General features: G+C 58.1%; 2 protein-coding genes. Both read right to left on the reverse strand.

Annotation, left to right across the window (positions count from 1 at the left end; all coding sequences use genetic code 11):
- Positions 1-85: 85 nt before the first annotated feature.
- Positions 86-1,576, reverse strand: coding sequence for an NADH-quinone oxidoreductase subunit M (locus WA989_RS15980; protein WP_424341473.1), 1,491 nt, complete (start codon positions 1,574-1,576; stop codon positions 86-88).
- The coding region (locus tag WA989_RS15985; RefSeq protein ID WP_424341474.1) for an NADH-quinone oxidoreductase subunit L at positions 1,576-3,019 on the reverse strand (1,444 nt) is incomplete at its 5' end. The genes WA989_RS15985 and WA989_RS15980, both read right to left, overlap by 1 nt.

The following is a 3,019-nucleotide window of genomic DNA, read 5'->3' on the forward strand; positions in this document are numbered from 1 at the left end:
GAAGGACACCGACAAGACCTGCAACCGCCAGGAAGAATTCCGGGCCAATCGCCGTAATCATCGCCTCGAATTCAAACATGGGCGACTAACCTCCGGTGATCATCTGAAGCGCGCGCAGCGTCGACTCGCGCGTAACCGTGAAAATGATGTTTGGCGCGATACCTAGAAGGATCGTACCAATGATGAGGGGAGCCAGACAGATCAGCTCCTTGATGCTGATATCCTGTATCGCCTCGAGTGCGGGGTTGGTGATCTTCCCGAATACGGTGCGCCGATAAAGCGTCAGCATGTAAACGGCCGAGAAGATCACACCCAGCGCAGCGCCTGCCGCTGCCCATGTGGACGCCTGGAACGCACCGGCCATGGTCAGGATTTCGCCGACAAAGCCGCTGGTGCCGGGCAAGCCGACATTGGCCATGGAGAACAGCATGAAGATCGCCGCATAGACCGGCATCTTGTGAACCAAGCCGCCATAGGCAGCGATTTCGCGCGTGTGCATCCGGTCATAAACAACACCGACGATCAGGAAGAGTGCGCCTGAGATCAGACCGTGAGAGATCATCTGGAAGATCGCGCCCTGTAGACCAACCTCGGTGAACGAGAAGATGCCCAGCGTCACGAAGCCCATATGCGCGACCGACGAATAGGCGATGAGTTTCTTCATATCTGTCTGGCGCCAGGCGACGAGCGAGGCATAGACGATAGCCACCACCGACAAGATGAACATCATCGGCTGGAACAACTGACTCGCATCGGGGAACATTGGCAGAGAGAAACGGATGAAACCGTATCCCCCCATCTTCAGGAGGATTGCCGCCAGGATGACGGAGCCTGCCGTTGGCGCCTGAACGTGCGCATCGGGCAACCAGGTGTGGACCGGCCACATGGGCAGCTTGACCGCAAAGGACGAAAAGAAAGCGAGCCAGAGCCAGATCTGCACTTCCGGCGCGAAGGCATAGGTCTCCAGTACGGTGACATCGGACGTGCCTGCCTGCAGGTACATGAAGACGATCGCAGCCAGCATGAAGAGTGACCCGAGCAGCGTGTAGAGGAAGAATTTGAACGAGGCATAGATCCGATCGACACCGCCCCAGACACCAATGATGATGAACATCGGAATGAGACCAGCTTCGAAGAAGACGTAGAAGACAACAAGATCAAGCGCGCAGAAAACGCCGATCATGAAGGTCTCTAGGATCAGGAAGGCGATTGTGTATTCAGTCAACCGCTCTTTCACCGAGCCGAAGGACGCGATGAGGCTGATCGGTGTGAGCAGCGTCGTCAGCAAGATCAGGAGAAGCGACATCCCGTCGACGCCAAGCTTGTACTGAACGTTGGCAAACCAGCTCACCTCCTCGACCAGCTGGTAGCCGGGCGCGGACATATCAAAGCTTGCGAGCATGACAAGAGAAGCAAGGAAAGTCGCGACCGAAAAGATCAGACCCGCGACCAGCGCCTTGTTGCCGCCCGCGACATCGCTGTCCTGCCCGCCTGTCATCGCGCGCACCAGCATGATGAGCACAGCACCAGCGAGCGGCAGGAAGGTAACCGCTGTCAGAATTGGGAAGTTGCCCATTAGCCCGCGCCTCCGACGCGCCAGATGATCACCGCGCCAAAGACAAGCGCCGCGCCGATGATCACGAATGCGTAGTGATAGAGATAGCCGGTATGCATCGCCGACAGTCGGCGAGAGCCCCAGCGGACGAGAGACGTCACACCATCGGGCCCGAAGCCATCGATGATCTTCCTGTCACCCGTCTTCCAGAAGAAATTGCCGAGCATGCGGCTGCCACGGATCAGCGTGGCATTGTAGATCTCGTCGAAATACCACTTGTTCGAGAACAGGCTGTGTAGCGGTCCGCCGCTCTTGGCGATCTTCGCGCCGAAGCCCCGGTTGAACAGATAGGTGAAAGTCGCAATCAGGAAGCCTGTCACCGTCACGATCAGCGGCGCCCAGAAGACCCATTCAGGCACATTATACTTCTCTTCGAGCAGGTGGTTGTCAGGGGTCGTGTAGATCGCGCCCGCCCAGAACTGTGCTTGATCGTAGCCGACAAACGAGCCGTAGAAAATAAAGCCTGCAAAGATGGCACCGAGCGACAGAAGCCCCAGCGGGATCAGCATCACCAGCGGCGATTCATGCGGATCGCCATGATGGGCATGCGCATGGTCGTGCTCGTCATGCGCAAGGTGATCATCGGCATGACTGTCGACTTCCGGCACGTCCGGCGGGATCGAATCCTCGCGCGGGCCATGGAACGTCATGTAGATGAGCCGCCAGGAATAGAAGCTCGTCAGAAGCGCAGCCAGTATACCGAACCAGAAGGCAACGGTCGCGAAAGTGATGCCGTTCTCAGTCGCGGCAAAGGCGGTTTCCAGAATGGCGTCCTTCGAGAAGAAGCCGGCAAAGCCAAGTTGCGAATGCGGCAGGCCGAGACCGATAATGGCGATCGTCCCAATCATCATCGCTGCATAGGTCAGCGGCATGTATTTCGCGACACCGCCCATGCGGCGCATGTCCTGCTCATGGTGCATGCCGTGGATGACGGAGCCTGCCCCGAGGAAGAGCAGCGCCTTGAAGAAAGCGTGCGTGAACAGGTGGAACATTGCGGCCTGATAGGCACCGATGCCTGCGGCGAAGAACATGTAGCCAAGCTGTGAACATGTCGAATAGGCGATCACGCGCTTGATGTCGTTCTGGGCCATGCCGACCGTCGCGGCATAGAGCGCGGTTACCGCCCCGATAAATGTTACCATACCGGCTGCAACTGGCGCATATTCATAGACCGGAGAGACAAGACAGACGAGATAGACGCCTGCCGTCACCATGGTCGCGGCGTGGATGAGCGCGGAGACGGGTGTCGGGCCTTCCATCGCGTCTGGCAGCCAGACATGCAGGAAGAACTGGGCTGACTTGCCCATCGCGCCAATGAAGAGAAGGACGCCAATCACTTCTAGCGCGGGAAGGTCCCAGTTTAGGAAGGGGATGATCAGCTCTTGCACAGGCGCTGCACCGGCA

The organism is Henriciella sp. (assembly GCF_049649345.1).
Taxonomy (GTDB): Bacteria; Pseudomonadota; Alphaproteobacteria; order Caulobacterales; family Hyphomonadaceae; genus Henriciella.

What these genes read in the sequence shown, in the direction of transcription:
- WA989_RS15980 (WP_424341473.1), bottom strand. Translation starts at nt 1,576, where the DNA reads ATGGGCAACTTCCCAATTCTGACAGCGGTTACCTTCCTGCCGCTCGCT.